Here is a 15,019-nt window from a genome sequence, read left to right on the forward strand (position 1 = left end):
CCTGCCCGAACGTCACCTCGCCTGGACGTCACAGACCTGCCTGGGCGGCCACCGTCCGCACGATCTCGCCGGCCGGCGCCTGATCGTGCACGAGCCCGGCCGACTGCCCCGCATACATGGCCAGAGCGACCGGTTCCCCCGTCATGCCGGGCACCGGGATCATGTCGTCGTAGCGCCGATAAGCGTGCCCCTGGGCATCGACGGCCACGACCTCGCCCTCTCCCGGCCGATCGGGAGCCGCCGGCCGCCCCGCCCGCTCCCACGCCTCCAGGGTGCGGTTGCCGAGCACACGATGCGGCGCGTCCGGCCAGCCGCCGTCGAAGCACGTGGTGTGAACGGTGTCGTCGGCGGACGCCCGGCAGACAGCCTGCCGGTACGTGTCATGGGTGGCCGCTTCCTCGGCGGTCAGGAAACGGGTCCCCAGCCACCCCGCCTGCGCGCCCAGGGCCAGCGCGGCGGCCAGCCCCGTCCGTCACCGATGCCGCCGGCGGCGATCACCGGCACCGGGCCCACCGCGTCCACCACGGCGGGCACCAAGGCCATCGTGCTCACCCGCCCCTTGACATGCCCGCCCGCCTCCCATCCCTGCGCTACCACCACATCCACCCCGGACCGCACGGCCGCCGACGCCTCGGAAACGGACCCCACGGTGTGGAGACCGTATCCGCCGGACGGCCTCCTCGGGCGAGACCCAGGTGAGGGCGAGCATGCCGAGACCGCCCGCGTTCGAGACGGCCGCCGCCAGCTCGGGCGTGGCCGCCGAGCCGATCGGCGCCTGGATGACAGGCACCGCGATCCCCAGCCGATCGCACAAAGGTGTCGTCATGCCCCCGTCTCTGAGCCGTCATTTCGGTGCGCGCGTCCGGCAGCAGGATATTACCGGCGCTCGAACGCCGGCCATATCCGCGCCGCATTTTAGGCGGGGCGGACTTCTTGACGCTGTCGTCATTCTGCCGCCGGGAAAGCACGAAAAAGTCACCGCCCTTTTTCTCGAGCGTCAGGTATGTTGCCGGGCATGAAACGAGCCCTCGTGATCATCGGCCTGCTCTCACTCCCGTTCATGCCGGGACGGGAGGCGTCGGCATCGACCGGCATTTCTTCGCAGAACTGCGCGGAAGTTTCGATGGGCCCGGCCGAAGTGGTCGTCACCAATGCGGCTCGGGAACGGCACCAATTGGGTGGATGGCCGGAGACCGCGCTCGGAGTGCTGCCGGATTCCGGCGGGTTCCATCGCTTCGTGAGCGTCAATCCGTTCGGCGGGACAATGACGCGCCCGCAGGCCAACGTGGTGACACGGGGCACGCTGGCCGACCCGCTCGCCGGCGGAGTCCTGAGTTCGACGACGGTGGAGAAGCTTCCTGGCGGATATGAATGGGCCGGCGGCGGGCCGGTTTTCCGCGATCCGGACAGCGGCCTGGTCCTCCAGGTTCTCCACCTGGAGAGATACGCCCATGACCGCTTCTACGGCGAGCTCCACCTGGGCCGGTTCGACGTGGCGACGGGGCGGACCACCTATCTGGGACCCATGGTCAGGCCCAGGGTGGACATGGAGGCGGCCTTGAGCCGCGGCTACAACATCGACCTGGGAACGTCCTCGCTCACGCTCATCGACGGCTATCTGCACGTCTATTTCTCCGACGCGTCCTTCGACGTGGCCGGAAATCTGGCCGTCACGGGCCTGTCCACGGCGCGGGCGCCGCTGGGCGAGGTGATCGCCGCCGCCCGGTCGGGAACGGTCTCGCCGTGGCGGAAATACCACCAGGGCGAATGGGCCTCGCCCGGCATCGGCGGCGACGCGGGGGATCTGCAGCCGGGGATGCCGTCCGCGTGGGCGCCGAACGTGATCAGGGCCGCCGAGGGCGGCGTCATCATGGTCGCTGCGGCGGACGACCGGGAGATCGTCATGTCCAGCTCGCCGGACGGCCTGACCGGGTGGACTCCTCGCATTCCGCTCTTCCGGGACCCGGAGTACACCAACGCCTACGTCACTGCGGTCGGCACCGATGACCCGTCCGTCGCCGGGAGGCAGTTCTACGTCTACAACACCCAGTTCCTCGACAAACAGCCCAACCTCCGGAACATGCAACTCGTCCGGCATCTCATCACCTGTACCGCCGGATCGGCCACCACCACTGTCCCGCTGATCCGTCACCGCTTCCCGGACGGGCGCCACCGCGTCACCACGACGGAGGTGAAATCGTCCGGCGCGTACCCGGAGTACGGCGGAATCTGGGGCCTCTACCGCACCAAGCACGCCGGGACGGCGCCTCTGTACGGCTGCCGTGAGGGCACATCGGGATATTTCATCACCCGCGACGTCCGCTGCGGCGGCAAGGACAACGCCCTGCTCAACACGGAAGGCTGGATCCACACCACCGCCCCGGACGTGCCGTCCGCGCTGCTCTACCGCTGCCGGCAGGCCGGCGGCGACTCGTACGTCTCGATCGACCCGACGTGCGAGGGCGCCGGAACCGCGAGCGAGACCCTCGGCCACGCGCTCTGGTCCCCACGTGTGCTGTTCTCCCGGTTCGCGAGCAGGGACGACCACTGGGAGACCTCGGGTGCGGTGACGACGGCCTACGCCAGGGAGGGGAGCTGGTACCTGGAGCCCGCCCGGACGGCGGGCACCGTGCCCTTGTACGGCTGCCTGACCGGAACCGACCACTTCGTCACCCGGGACGCCGGCTGCGCCGGTCGCACGGAGGGCTACATCCATACGGCTCGCCCCTCGGAGGCGTACCAGGCCATCTATCGGTGCAGCTGGGGACCGTCCAGGGAGAGATTCACCAGCATCCGGGACGACTGCGAGGGCGCGCCTGGCGCGGTACGCGAAGCACTCCTCGGTTACGTCCTCCCCGCCGACGCCCCTTTCACCATGGCCGCCGCCTCCTGACAGCGAGCCTCCGAAAACGACCTTCAGATTGGCCGACATGTCCGAGAACCAAGAAAACCCGGTCTTACGGCGACGGATCGCCTGGCGAATTTCCGCGGTGATCAGTCTTGGCACCCTCATTCCGACCGTCATCCTGGCCGGGTTCATCATGATCATCACCCCGTCGTGGGGGATCTGCTTCGAGAGGGGGAGAGACTGCAATCCGAATGCGGGGCTGCTCGGAACGGTGGCGTTCTGGGCTTTCATCGGCAGCGCGGTGACGGGCATCTCCGCTCTCGTGCTCCCGGTCAGATGGCCGGTGGCGAAATGGGCGGGGCCCGCTCTCGCCGTCGTGCAGTTACTCCTTCAGCTGGTCAACTTCGTCGCGATCGCTCTGAGCGGGTGACGGCGCGACGAAAGACGACGAAAGGCGACGAACGCGGTGCTCGCGTTCTGTCCACCGCGATGTCGACGACAGCGGGACGGCAGGGGGACGAGAGGGCGATGCGGCAGATTGGTGCGCAGTAGGCAGGCGCCGGCCGTCTTCGAGGGAGATTCTTTCGCCGGCATCGTTTCCGGGGCGTGACGGAGTTCGCTGTGAATGCTGTTGCATCGGGGGAGAAGGCGACGTTCCGCGCGGTGCTGGGGGTCGCCGAGTTCAGGGCATTGTGGTCGGCGGAGTTGTTCTCCCAAGTGGGGGACCAGTTCGCGAGGGTGTCGATCGCGGTCCTGGTTTACCAGCGAACGGCCTCGGCCGCTCTGACCGGGCTGACGTACGCGTTGACGTACCTTCCGTCCTTGGTGGGCGGAATGACGCTGAGCTGGGTCGGCGATCGATATCCGCGCCGCGAGGTCATCTTCGTCGTCGATCTCGTACGCGCGGCGCTGGTCGCGGCGATGGCGCTGCCGGGAATGCCGTTACCGGTGCTGGCCGCGCTGCTGGCCGTGATGACCGCGCTGAGCGGGCCGTTCAAGGCGGCACAACTCTCCCTGCTCGCCGATGTCCTGACCGGCGACCATTACGTGCTCGGTCTTTCCATCCGGCAGATCACCATTCAGAGCGCCCAGATCGGCGGTTTCCTCGGCGGGGGACTGCTCGCCCAAGGACTCAGCTCCACCACGGGGCTGGCCGTCGACGCCGCGACGTTCGTGCTGTCCGCGCTGCTGGTCAGGTTCGGCACGCGCCGGCGACCTGCGGCGGCGGGAGGTGGCGGACGGTCCAGGGTGCTGGCGGGCGGGTTCGGACTGGCGATGGTGTGGCGGGATCCGCGGCTGCGGTCACTGGCCGCGTTGAGCTGGCTGGCCGGCTTCTACGTGATGCCGGAAGGGCTCGCGGCTCCATACGCTGATGCGCTGGACGAAGGCTCCGCCCTGGCCGTGGGTGTGATCATGGCGGCGGATCCGGTCGGATGCGTGATCGGTGCTTTCATCTTCGGCAGATTCGTTCCCGAGCCGGTCCGCGACAGAACGGTGGGGGTGCTCGCCCTGCTGGCAGGCGTGCCCCTGGCATTGTGCGTTCTGTGGCCAGGACTGACGATGTCCGCGATTCTCTTCGCGCTTTCCGGCGCCTGCTCGATCTGCTACCAGATGCAGGTGGGCGCATTGTTCGTACGCATTCTTCCGGACGCGTCCCGTGCCCAGGGAATGGGCGTGATGTCCTCCGGGCTCATCACCGTGCAAGGTCTGGGCATTTTCGCCGGCGGCGTGGTGGCCACCTGGACGGGACCCGTTGCGGCGGTCGCCCTGGCCGGTGTCGCCGGCATCATGGCCGGCACGTACCCGGCCCGGGAATGGGCGGCCGCCCGATCCGAAGAGAGGAGGCGAAATCCATGAGAAAGCCAGGACAGAACTGGTGAACCCGCACCGGCACCATCGGCCGGCGAGAATCGGAAAGGAGGAGACGAGAATGGCGATCAAAGGAAAGGACCAGTAAAGACCGGTAACCCAGTAAAGAACGGTGACGAATCGCTCGACGTGAGGTCGCGAGCGGCCCGCTGACTCCGTGCGGGCCTTCGCGGCCGCATCCACAAGAAGTCCGGCAGACCAAGCGAAGGAGCAAGCGATGCACACATCAGCCGCGGACGAGGCTGTCATCGAGCTGGCCGACGAATACGCGCCCGCCGAGATCCTGACGAGCTGGGTCGAGCGCACGCCCGACATCGGCTGACCGGCGGGGCTGCACGTGGACGACCCACGACTGCGGATCTCATCGTGCGGTGCGCTGCTGTGGCACGCCGATCAGCTGGTCTGGCACGACACCCTGGCTCATCGCCGGTTCGTCCTCGGTGAGGACGCCGACGCCGTGCTGCGGTGCTTCACCACCTGGCGGCCACTGAGCGAAGTGCGTACGTGCGCCCGCGATGATGATCACGCCGCGTTCCTGGTCGCGATCGTCGAGCGGCTGCGTGCGGCCAACGTCCTCGTCACCTGGAAGTCGGAACGGCACCGCGTCGAGGCCGCCGGCGAGGCCGCCTGGCATCGCTGGGGCCGGCTCGCCGCCGTGTTCCACGCGGAAACCCGCAACCTGCGCGACCAGCCGTTCATGACGGCCGAGCTCGAACAGGAGCGGCTGCGGCGACGGCTCGACGACGAGCCGGCGCCCGCCGTGTGCCGGGAGATGCCGACACCGCACCGCGTCGTGCTGGCCGAGGCCGGCACGGCGCCGTGGGCCCGTTCCGGCTTCCTCGACGTGCTGTCCCATCGTCGCAGCTCACGCCGATTCAGCGGGGAACCGGTGCCGTTCGATGCGATCAGTGCGTTGCTGCGCTGGGGCGGCGGGATCGTCGAACTCGACGAGCCCACCCAGACGGCCTTCAGAACCTCCCCTTCGGGGGGAGGCCGGCACCCCACCGAGATCTACCTCCACGCGCACCGCGTCAGCGGGCTCGCTCCCGGGCTCTATCACCTGAACGTCCGGCGCCACGAGCTGGAACGCGTCGGGCCGTCGCGCACCGGGGACGCCCTCGTGGAGCTGCTCGGAGGCCAGGAGTGGGTGGCGGCCAGCGGTTGCGTGGTGTTCTATACCTGTGTGCTCGCGCGCAGCATGTGGAAATACTCGACTCCGCGTACGTACCGGATGCTCCACCTCGATGTCGGCCACCTCAGCCAGACCCTCTACCTGCTGTCCGCCGCGCTCGGGCTCGGCGTCACCTTCACCGCAGCGATCAGGGACGAGCAGCTCGAAGACATGCTGGGCATCGACGCCGCCGGCGAGCTGGTGATGGGCTGCTCGGTGATCGGCATGCCCCGGACGAGGTGCGGGGGCGCATGACCGCCGGCCGCGTCACCTACGCGGAGATCTTCGGCGTGCGTGAGTTCCGCGCGCTGTTCACCAGCCGGGTGCTGGCCACCGTCGGCGACTACGTCGCTCGCGCCGCGCTGGTCATCGCGGTCTTCGCCGACACCGGGTCGGAGGCGCTCATGGGCGTCACCTTCGCCCTGACCACGCTCCCGGACCTCATCGGCGGCCCGTTACTGGCCGGTCTGGCCGACCGATTCCCCCGGCGCGCCGTCATGGTGGCCGCCGACCTCGGCAGGGCGTTCCTCCTTCTCATCATGGCGATCCCCGGGCTGCCGCTGGTCGCCCTGTGGGTCCTGCTCTTCCTGATCCGGCTGCTGGACTCGCCGTTCAGCAGCTCCTATCTGGCCACCATGTCGGTGGTGCTGCCGGGCCGGCGGCTGGTGAAGGGGTCCGCGGTCACGCAGGTGGTCAACCACGTCTCCTACACGGTCGGGTACGCCTTCGGCGGCGTGATCGTCGCGATCACCGGACTGTCGGCGGTCCTCGTATTCAACGCCGCGACCTTCGTCCTGTCCGGCCTGGCGATCCTGGCGGGGGTGCGGGCTCGGCCGGCCACCGCCGGCGGCGGCGCCTCCGCGCCGTCCTGGCTCGGTTCGTTCCGCACCGCGACCCGCTACATCGCCGCGCACCCACGGCTGCGGGTGATCATGCTGTTCACCCTGCCCATCGCCGCCTGCCTCGTTTCCGCGACGCTCGCGGCGCCGTACGCGGCACAGCTCGGCCAGGGGACGGCCGTCGCCGGCCTGCTGATGGGCGCCGCCCCCGCCGGGATCGTGATCGGACTCTGGCTGCTGCCCCTGCTGATCCCCGACCAGCGCCCGCCGCACGTGGTGGTCCTGTCGGCCCTCGGCTGCCTGCCGCTGGTGCTGTTCGCGGCCGTGCCGGGGGCGGCGGTCGCGACCGCGCTGATCGTGGTCTCAGGAATGGCGCTGTACTTCTGGATCCCGCTCGCCGCCGAGTTCACCCAGACCGTCCCCGACGACATGCGCGGGCAGGCTGTGGGCCTGCTCACCACGACCATGCGGGTCACGCAGGGCGTCGCCATCCTGATGTTCGGGTTCGCCGCCCAGTACGCGACGTCGTCCACGGTGATCGCGGCCTCCGGAGCGATCGGAACGGCCCTGGCGATCGGTCTGTCGCTGGCATGGGTACGGGCGAGCGGCTCCGCCAGAACCTCCTGACCTGACGACCTCGCGAAAGCGGCACGAAAGATCGGCGAAAAGGCGGCTGTCTATATTCGCGGTGCCGAAGGAGGTGGACGTGCTGGTTTTCCGGGTGCTGGGTCCGCTGCAGGTCGAGCGCGACGGAACCGCGCTCGCGATCACCGCGAGCAAGCAGCGGATCCTGTTGGCGACGCTGCTGCTGCACGCCAATCGACAGGTGTCGATGGAGCGGCTGATCGACCGGCTCTGGTACGACGAGGGCCCGGCCGATCCGCGTTCCTCGCTGCACACGCACCTGGCCCGGCTGCGGCACGCGCTGGACGACGGCCGGCCAGGACCGGCCCTGATCGAGACCGGCCAGGGCGGCTATCTCCTGCGGGCATGCCCGCAATCGCTGGACTTACTGAGATTCCGGCAGTTGGTGTCCGAGGCGGCCCGGGACCACGGCCGGGCCGAAGGGCTGCTGCGCGAGGCGCTCGGGTTGTGGCGGGGAGCGTTGCTCGGCGACGTGCCGTCCGACGTGCTGCACCGCGAAGAGGTGCCCGCTCTGGCCGCGGAGCGCCTGGGCGTACAGGAGTGCTGGTTCGACCTCGCGTTGCGCTCCGGCCAGGGCGCGCAGGTCATCGGCGAGGCGCGGGCGGCACTGAGCGCCTTCCCGCTGAGCGAGCGCTTGTGCGCGCGGCTCATGCTCTGCCTCTACCAGTCGGGCCGTCCGGCGGAGGCGCTGGAGACGTACGAGGCGGTACGCGGCAGGCTCCGCGCGGAGCTCGGCCTGGAGCCGAGCGAGGAGATGCGGCAGGTGCAGGCGCTGATCCTGCGCCGGCAGCCGATCGAGCCCTGTCACCTGGGGCTGACGAGCGGGGACCACCTGCCGTCGACGGAGCGGGATCCAGGGGATGAGGGGGTGTTCCGGCGCGATGGAGCAGACAGGCGATGAGCTGCGTTTCGGCGTGCTCGGCCAGCTGGAGATCGTCGGAGGGGGAGTGCCGGTGGTCATCGCGGCGGCCAAACAACGCGTGGCCCTGGTCACGCTGCTCCTGCAGGCCGGCAACCTGGTCACCAGGGATGAGCTGATCGACCGGATCTGGGCGGACGACCTTCCCGCCGACCCGCCGGCTTCCTTGCACACGCATATCGCCCGGCTCCGGCGTTCTCTGCGGACCGGCCGGAATCTGATCAGGACCCACGACCTGGGCTACTCGATCCAGGCCGGTGCCGAGACGCTCGACGTGCTGCGGTTCCGCCGGCTCGCCGGGTCGGCCGCGGCGGCGAGGTCGCGGGACGACACCGGGCAGGAGGCGCGGCTGCTGCGTGAGGCGCTGGCGCTGTGGCGCGGGCCCGTGCTCGCCGACATCACCTCGGAATCCCTGCACCGCGAGGTGGCGCCGCTCCTGGAGGAGGAGCGGCTGCGCGCGCAGGAACGCTGGTTCGAGGCGTGCATCAGACTGGGCGAGCCCGCCGAGGTGATCCCCGACCTGCGGGCGGCCGTGGACGCGCACCCCACGCACGAACGGCTCTGGGCCCAGTTGATCCTCGCGCTGTCCCTCGTGGGACGTCCGGCAGAGGCGCGGGAGACGTACCGGACGGTCCGTGAGCTGCTGCGTGCGGAGCTCGGCCTCGACCCGGGGCCGGAGATCCGGCAGGCGTACGCGCGTCACCGGTCCGCTCGCACCGTGAATCTTCCGTGAATCTTCCGTGAGGTCGCCGGCGCACTATCGGCTCGGGTCCTGACCAAGAAGGCGGCGCACGCGGGCGACGTCCTGGGCGCGCCCCTGCTGCTGGTACATCGAGAGGGCCCGCTGCCACGCGGCACGGGCTTCGTCGTGGTCGCCGAGCATGGCGTACGCGTCACCGAGCCGTACCAGCGTGTTGGCGACGAAGTAGAGGGTGCCGATCTCGGTCTGGATCTCCAGCGCCTCGCGGTAGCGCTGAACCGCCCGAGCATGGTCGCCACTGAGATGGTTGACGTACCCCAGGGTGTCGAGCGTGGTTCCCTCGACGCCAGGACTTCCTGTGCGGCGGGCCAGCAGCAGCGCGGCCTCGGCACCCTCGCGGGCGACGTCGTAGCGGCCGAGTTTGGCGGCGTACCAGGCCCCGTCGTTGAGCGCGTCGCCTTCCGCGACCGGATCGTCGAGGGCGTGGAAGAGCTGCTGAGCTCGGGTGACCTGGTCGAGTGCCGACTCGTAGTCCTCCTGGTGCATCAAGACCACCGCGATCGCCCGGTAGGCGCGGGCCTCGGCGAGCCGGTCGCCGGTTTCGCGGGCCAGCCTCAGTGCGTGGGTCAGGTGCTCCATCGCCTGGTCGTACCGGCCGAGCTTGGCGGACACGTTCCCGAGCAGCCTGCGCATGCGGGCTTCGGCGGCCGGGTCGCCCAGGCGCGCGGCGGCGTCCAGACCGGCCTGAACGACCGCGAGCTGGTCGCGGAGCAGTCCCCGCCGCTCCTGGTAGTTGTTCAGATACCAGGCGATCGCCCACACCGGGACGTGCATGCCATGGTCCGCGGCCGTCTTCTGGGCGGCGAGCAGGCAGGGGTACTCGCTGTCGAACCACGACAGCGCCGCCGCGATGTCGTGCGGCGGAGCGGGGTCGGCGCCGGTCGCGGGCAGGTCGAGCTCGACGACCGGGGCGGCCGGGTGCACCACCATGTCGACCGTCCTCATCGTGCGCAGGTAGAAGCCGACGACCCGGCGCAACGCCGCGGTGTCCGCCGGTCCGCGTTCGGCGGCGTAGCGGCGGACCAGGTCGTGCATCCGGTACCGGGCGTGCGCGTCCCGGCTCAGCAGCGAGGCCTGCTCAAGCTGGCGCAGGACCGTCCTGGTCCGGCCGAGGGGCAACCCGGTGAGGTCGGCGGCGGCGTACGGACCGAGGTCGGGACCGGGCGCGATCGCCAGCAGCGCGAACACCCGGGCCTGCTCGGCGGTGAGTGCCCGCAGTGACCACGACAGGACGGCCGGCAGGCTGGCCGACGGATCGTCGTCGTCGAGCGCGCCGAGTCCTTCGTCACGCAGTTCGGCGACCAGCTCCATCAGCGGCTGGCGCGGCTGGGCCGCCGCTCGGGCGGCGATGATGCTCAACGCGAGCGGCAGGCCCTTGCACAACGCGACGAACTCCGTGACGGCCGCGCTCTCGGCGGCCACCCGCGACGCGCCGATCCTGCGGGTCAGCAGCGCATGGGCCTCGTCGTCGCAGAGGGTGTCGAGCGCCAGGTGGCGCGCGCCGTGCCGGGCGGTCACGCCGGACAGCCAGCTGCGGCTCGTCACCACGACCGCGCACGTCCCGCCGCCCGGCAGCAGCGGAGCGACCTGGGCGGTGTCCACCGCGTTGTCCAGCACCAGCAGCATCCGCTTGGTCGCCACCAGGCTGCGGAACAGCGACGCCTGGGCGTGCGGCTGATCCGGCACCTGGCCCGGTGCGACGCCGAGCGCGTGCAGGAACCCCCGCACCGCGACCTCCGGCGCCATCGGCGCCTCGTCCGGGCTGAACCCGCGCAGATCCACGAACAGCTGCCCGTCCGGGAACCGGTCGAGGTTGCGGTGCGCCCAGTGCAGCGCCAGCCAGGTCTTGCCCATCCCGCCGCCGCCGGCGATGGCCGAGATCACCACGGGTCCGCCCGCGGCGCGGGCGTCGTCCAGTCGCGCCAGCTCGTCGTGGCGTCCGACGAACGGCGCGGGCGGAGCGGGCAACTGCCGGGGCACCACCCGCGCGTGCACCCGCTGACCGGCCATCCCAGGGGTGGCGAGTTCGGCGTCGTCGTTCAGAATGGCGTGCCGCAACGCCCGCAACTCCTTGCCGGGATCCACGCCCAGCTCCTCGCGCAGCAGCGTCGCCAGGTCCTGGTACGCCTTGAGCGCCTCGGCCTGGCGGCCGGACCGGTACAGCGCCACCATCAGCTGCGCCCGCAGCCCTTCGCGCAGCGGGTGGGCCTCCGCCGCCACCAGCAGTTCCCCGACGATCTGACCGTGCCGGCCGAGCGTCAGGCTGACGTCGAACCACCGCTCCAGCGTCCGCATCCGCTCCTCGACGAGCTGCGGGACGTCGTCGCGATGCACCACTTCCGACGGTACGTTGCCCAGAACCGGCTCCTGCCACAGCCCCAGTGCCTGCTCCAGCAGGTCCGCCTCCCCGGAGAGGTCACCTTCTCCCGCCGCCCGCTCGGCCCGCCGGGCCAGCCGGCGAAACCGGGTCAGATCCAACCAGTCGTCTTCGACGTCGATGGCGTATCCGTGTCCGTGCGTACGGATCAGCCGGGGCTCCTTGCCCCGGTCGCCCAGCACCCGGCGTAATCGCGTCACGTGGATGAACAGGGCACTACGCGGGTCGTCCGGAGCGTCGCGATCCCACACCCGATCCGTCAACTGGTCGTAGGAGATCTCCTGTCCCGCGTGGAGGAGCAGCGTGGCCAGCACCACCCGCTGCTTCCCCGCGGTGATCGTGATCGGCCGATCGCCGCCTGCCACCCGTAACGGCCCAAGCACACTGAACCGCAGCCCCCTGCCGATGCCCACGGCTCCAGGTCTACCGCACATCTCGATTCTGTGGCAGGCCGATTCAGCGGTGTGTTCCGGGGCGCGCGGCGTACCGCACGAGAAACGGCTCTGGGCGTGCGCCGGCTACGCGCACCTCGTCCTTCGACGCCGCCGTGCTCGCCCCAGGTGCTGCGAGACGTCCGCCAGGCTCTGCCCCACGCGCCCCTCGTCCCGACGGGCGGGGTCACCATGCGTACGGCGCCCGACTGGATCGCGGCGGGGGCGGTCGCGGTCGGCATGGGCGGCGAACTCACCCGCGCCGCCCCCGCCGACGTCCGCACGTTTTTGTCCGCCCTGACCTCCTAACCCAGGCGGCGGCGCTATAGTTCCGTTATTCCGGAAATGCGGAAATATTGGGAACGAGGGGTGCCCATGGGACCGATCGAAGACCGGATCGCGGAGCTCGAACGCCGGGTCGCCCGCCTGGAAGAGCCGCCCGCGGACGCGCCACCACGCCCCGTCGTCACCCAAGCGCCGCCGCTCGACCTGGTCGATCTGATCAGGTCCAGGGCCGAAGGGGAGACCCGCCCGGACACGGTCATGTACGGCGGCGCGGTGACCTTCGAGGACCGCCACTACATGTGGGCGATGGAACACGCGGCCGGCGAGGTGGCCGACGCGAACTGGGCACGGGCCGCGACCCTGTTCGAACGCCTCGGCAGCGGGCCGCGTCTGGCCCTGCTCGCCGCCCTCCTCAAGGAACCGCGGACCCGCAGGGAGCTTCAGGAGACGCTCGGCGAGACGTCCACCGGCCACCTGTACCACCACCTCAAGGACCTGCAGAGCGCGGGCCTGCTCATCCAGCCCCGGCGCGGCGAGTACGCGATCGCGCCCCACGCCGTGGTGCCGCTGTTGACGATCGTCGCCGTCGCCATGGATCTCGGCGCCACCGAGTCGCCCCAGGAGGAGGCCGAATGAGAAGCGCTCTTGGCGGCTTACTCGACGCCCGTTCACGGCCGGCCTGGCGAGCCTGGTCGAAGGGCGACGTGGCGGGCTGCGCACGTCACGCCGAGACCCTGTCCGGTCCTACCCGGGACCACCTGCTCTTCCTCTGCCACTCCGTACGGCAGTCGTACGAGAAGGCTTTGTCCCACTACGACGCCCTCGCCGCGGCCGGTCGCGCGCCGAGAGCGCTGGACGAGCCGGTCGTCGAGGCCTGGCTGCACCTGGGCCGCCCCGACCGGGCGGTCGAGCACGTACGACGGCGGCATTTCGCCCGGCCACGGGCCGTCGAGCAGACACTGCGCCTGCTCGATGCGAGACTGCGACGCCCGCTGGGGGTACGACTCGACGGCACCACCACGCTTCCGTTCGCCGACCACGAGCTCGCGCCCTACCTCCCGGCCGTGGCGGCGACCATCGACGGCGTGGACGTACGGGCACATCTCGACACCGGCGCCCCCTTCGTCGTCATGGGACCACGGCGCGCCGCGGAGACAGGCGTGGTGACCACCACGAGCGGCACCGGCTCCCACGGGTCACATCGCACCGAGCTGCGTCACGGCACCATCGCCGAGCTGCGCCTGGGCGCCGCGTCGCTGATGAACGTGCCGGTCCAGGTGCTCTCCACCCTCGTCGGCCCCCAGGACCTGGTGATCATCGGCACCAACGTGCTGGAACAGTTCCTGTCCACCCTCGACCACCCCCGCCACCGCCTCATCCTCTCCCCGAGACGCCACCCCGGCGCCGCCGCCGAACACTCCCGCCTCCTCGCGGACAGCCCCGTGGCGGCGGAGTTCGCCTTCCACCTCTGGGCGGATCACTACATGTTCGCGCGCGGCGGCTTCGGCCCGCGCGACGACCTCACCTTCTTCATCGACTCGGGCCTGGTCCACGTGGACGACGCCGTGGATCCCCCACGCCAGGCCGGCCTGCTGGCCACGTCCCGCCGCTACCGCGCCTGGGGCGTCCCGCGCCACCTGACCACCCGCCCGCACTTCGACAGCCCCGAGCCGGTGTCACTCGGCCCGCTCACCCACCAGGCCCCGCTCGTGGCCGTCGCGAGCTCCAGGACGACGCCGTGGCGCTCCTTCGGCGGCGTACGCGTCGACGGCGTACTGACACACGGCTTCCTCAAGGCGTACGCCTGGACGCTGGACTTCGACGAAGGACGGTACGTGTTCCGCACGGCGGCGTCTCACGACTGACATCCCCCTGACCTTCAAGGGAACGCGATCCGCTGGAACTGCTCCGGTGTCAGCTCGATGTCCGCCGCCGCCATGTTCTCCTCCAAGTGAATGGAGGAGCTGGTTCCCGGAATGGGGACGACGACGTCTGACCGAGCGAGCAACCAGGCGAGCGCCACCTGCGCCGGAGTCCCGCCGACCTCTTTCGCGACCCGCGCCAGAGCCCCATCGGCCGCGGCATGTGCACCGCCGCCCATGGGATACCAAGGAATGAACGCGATTTGCGCGGCGGTGCAATAGTCGAGCACCTCCTCATACCGCCGATCGCTCACGTTGTAGAGATTCTGTACGCTCGCGATCGGCACAATGCGGCGAGCTTCTTCTATCTGATCGACGCCGACTTGCGACAATCCGACATGGCGAATCTTTCCCTCATCCCTCAGTTGCTTGAGAGCGCCGATCTGATCGGCGAACGGCACCTGCGGATCGACCCGATGCAGCTGAAACAGCTCGATGCACTCCACCCGGAGCCGGCGCAGGCTGAGCTCCGCCTGCTGGATGAGGTATTCGGGCCGTCCCAGGGGTTTCCACTGTCCGCGGCCCGGGCGGCTCTGCCCCGCCTTGGTGGCGATGACCAGCCCTTGCGGGTAGGGATGCAGCGCCTCGGCGAGCAATTCCTCGTTGGCGCCGAGGGCATAGGCGTCGGCCGTGTCGATGAGGGTGACGCCGAGTTCTAGGGCTCGCCGTACGACCTGGATGGCCGGCGCCGGATCCTGAGGCGGGTCCCATTCCGTCAACCGCATCGCCCCGAAACCGATTCGATGAACGGGCAGGTCGCCACCGATCAGAAATTTCTCGCTGTTCATGCCGTCACCATGCCCGCCTCATTCATAAAGCACAAGGCAGATTTTCTTAGCACGATTTCGTAGCATTGCTTAGCCTCGATCTTTCTCGACCTTGAGTTGGTCGGCTGAAGTCTTCGGCTGGAGGTCGATTTCCTCGCTGTGGTCAGCGTGGGTGCCCGGCTGTCG

Annotated in this window: 12 protein-coding genes and 2 pseudogenes; 10 read left to right on the forward strand and 4 right to left on the reverse strand. The window is 70.0% G+C overall.

Translation table 11 applies throughout. The features are described from left to right. Positions 1-28: 28 nt before the first annotated feature. Positions 29-648 (reverse strand): annotated as a pseudogene (locus tag AB0C28_RS20835) (nitronate monooxygenase). A gap of 22 nt (positions 649-670) precedes the next feature. Further along, positions 671-826: pseudogene (locus tag AB0C28_RS20840) on the reverse strand (nitronate monooxygenase); the annotation flags it as partial. A gap of 189 nt (positions 827-1,015) precedes the next feature. Here AB0C28_RS20840 and AB0C28_RS20845 point away from each other — a divergent pair. From AB0C28_RS20845 to AB0C28_RS20875, 7 genes are all read left to right on the forward strand, one after another. Then, on the forward strand, positions 1,016-2,893 hold the full coding sequence (locus tag AB0C28_RS20845) for a hypothetical protein (RefSeq protein ID WP_358076445.1): 1,878 nt from the start codon (positions 1,016-1,018) through the stop codon (positions 2,891-2,893). A gap of 28 nt (positions 2,894-2,921) precedes the next feature. Further along, positions 2,922-3,278 (forward strand): hypothetical protein, encoded by a 357-nt coding sequence (locus AB0C28_RS20850; protein ID WP_358076448.1) that lies wholly within the window; start codon positions 2,922-2,924, stop codon positions 3,276-3,278. Positions 3,279-3,469: 191 nt separating this feature from the next. Next, positions 3,470-4,705 (forward strand): MFS transporter, encoded by a 1,236-nt coding sequence (locus AB0C28_RS20855; RefSeq protein ID WP_358076451.1) that lies wholly within the window; start codon positions 3,470-3,472, stop codon positions 4,703-4,705. A 349-nt stretch (positions 4,706-5,054) separates the two neighbouring features. Next, complete coding sequence (locus AB0C28_RS20860) at positions 5,055-6,143, forward strand: SagB/ThcOx family dehydrogenase (protein WP_358076454.1); 1,089 nt, start codon at positions 5,055-5,057, stop codon at positions 6,141-6,143. Then, positions 6,140-7,354, forward strand: coding sequence for an MFS transporter (locus AB0C28_RS20865; RefSeq protein WP_358076457.1), 1,215 nt, complete (start codon positions 6,140-6,142; stop codon positions 7,352-7,354). The genes AB0C28_RS20860 and AB0C28_RS20865 overlap by 4 nt, the downstream gene beginning before the upstream one ends. Before the next feature lie 79 nt (positions 7,355-7,433). Then, positions 7,434-8,273, forward strand: a complete 840-nt coding sequence (locus AB0C28_RS20870; protein ID WP_357846700.1) for a BTAD domain-containing putative transcriptional regulator — start codon at positions 7,434-7,436, stop codon at positions 8,271-8,273. Then, on the forward strand, positions 8,254-9,024 hold the full coding sequence (locus tag AB0C28_RS20875; RefSeq protein ID WP_357846698.1) for an AfsR/SARP family transcriptional regulator: 771 nt from the start codon (positions 8,254-8,256) through the stop codon (positions 9,022-9,024). Before AB0C28_RS20870 ends, AB0C28_RS20875 begins: the two co-directional genes overlap by 20 nt. Before the next feature lie 24 nt (positions 9,025-9,048). Here the strand turns inward: AB0C28_RS20875 and AB0C28_RS20880 are convergent, their stop codons facing one another. Then, positions 9,049-11,841 carry a BTAD domain-containing putative transcriptional regulator gene (locus AB0C28_RS20880; protein ID WP_358076460.1) on the reverse strand — a complete coding sequence of 931 codons (2,793 nt, stop codon included), beginning with the start codon at positions 11,839-11,841 and terminating at the stop codon, positions 9,049-9,051. 147 nt (positions 11,842-11,988) lie between these two features. On the opposite strand from AB0C28_RS20880, the gene AB0C28_RS20885 reads away from it, so the two are divergent. The 3 genes from AB0C28_RS20885 (at position 11,989) to AB0C28_RS20895 (ending at position 14,009) form a co-directional block, all read left to right on the forward strand. Then, positions 11,989-12,168 carry a hypothetical protein gene (locus AB0C28_RS20885; protein ID WP_358076463.1) on the forward strand — a complete coding sequence of 60 codons (180 nt, stop codon included), beginning with the start codon at positions 11,989-11,991 and terminating at the stop codon, positions 12,166-12,168. Between the two features lie 66 nt (positions 12,169-12,234). Next, on the forward strand, positions 12,235-12,780 hold the full coding sequence (locus AB0C28_RS20890; RefSeq protein ID WP_358076466.1) for a helix-turn-helix domain-containing protein: 546 nt from the start codon (positions 12,235-12,237) through the stop codon (positions 12,778-12,780). Continuing rightward, positions 12,777-14,009 (forward strand): retropepsin-like aspartic protease, encoded by a 1,233-nt coding sequence (locus AB0C28_RS20895; protein ID WP_358076469.1) that lies wholly within the window; start codon positions 12,777-12,779, stop codon positions 14,007-14,009. Before AB0C28_RS20890 ends, AB0C28_RS20895 begins: the two co-directional genes overlap by 4 nt. A 14-nt stretch (positions 14,010-14,023) precedes the next feature. Here the strand turns inward: AB0C28_RS20895 and AB0C28_RS20900 are convergent, their stop codons facing one another. Beyond that, the gene (locus AB0C28_RS20900) at positions 14,024-14,854 is read right to left on the reverse strand and encodes an aldo/keto reductase (protein WP_358076472.1); all 831 of its coding nucleotides are present in this window, start codon (positions 14,852-14,854) and stop codon (positions 14,024-14,026) included. Positions 14,855-15,019: the final 165 nt, after the last annotated feature.

The sequence above is a fragment of the Nonomuraea sp. NPDC048892 genome (assembly GCF_040649735.1).
Classification (GTDB): domain Bacteria; phylum Actinomycetota; class Actinomycetes; order Streptosporangiales; family Streptosporangiaceae; genus Nonomuraea; species Nonomuraea maheshkhaliensis.

Excerpts from the sequence above, each read along its gene's own strand:
- AB0C28_RS20845 (WP_358076445.1), top strand. The coding sequence starts at position 1,016 with ATGAAACGAGCCCTCGTGATCATCGGCCTGCTCTCACTCCCGTTCATG.
- AB0C28_RS20865 (WP_358076457.1), top strand. The coding sequence starts at position 6,140 with ATGACCGCCGGCCGCGTCACCTACGCGGAGATCTTCGGCGTGCGTGAG.
- AB0C28_RS20875 (WP_357846698.1), top strand. The coding sequence starts at position 8,254 with ATGGAGCAGACAGGCGATGAGCTGCGTTTCGGCGTGCTCGGCCAGCTG.
- AB0C28_RS20890 (WP_358076466.1), top strand. The coding sequence starts at position 12,235 with ATGGGACCGATCGAAGACCGGATCGCGGAGCTCGAACGCCGGGTCGCC.
- AB0C28_RS20895 (WP_358076469.1), top strand. The coding sequence starts at position 12,777 with ATGAGAAGCGCTCTTGGCGGCTTACTCGACGCCCGTTCACGGCCGGCC.
- AB0C28_RS20900 (WP_358076472.1), bottom strand. The coding sequence starts at position 14,854 with ATGAACAGCGAGAAATTTCTGATCGGTGGCGACCTGCCCGTTCATCGA.